Annotated in this window: 1 pseudogene; it reads left to right on the top strand. The window is 44.2% G+C overall.

The annotated features are described in order from the left end of the window. A pseudogene (locus AACV33_RS06635) lies at positions 1 to 233 on the top strand (hypothetical protein); the annotation flags it as partial.

Here is a 233-nt window from a genome sequence, read left to right as displayed (position 1 = left end):
GAGGTGGAAATTCCAACTTCATCTGAAACGGATATGGAATGGACTTATACGATTCAAGGATTCAGTGATACTCACGGTAACCTCGGTGAACCAATCACCACTGGCTCGGTGTACTTAACGCCGTCAATCACTGTTGATGCGATTTCTGGTGGTGTAATTAACAGCAGCGACATTACGAATGTGGTTGTTAGTGGTAACACCTCTCGATTTGATGGCAGTCAAAAAGTGACGTT

The sequence above is a fragment of the Aliivibrio sp. SR45-2 genome, from assembly GCF_963890165.1.
Taxonomy (GTDB): Bacteria; Pseudomonadota; Gammaproteobacteria; order Enterobacterales; family Vibrionaceae; genus Aliivibrio; species Aliivibrio salmonicida.
This window is presented reverse-complemented; position numbering and strand designations above follow the sequence as displayed.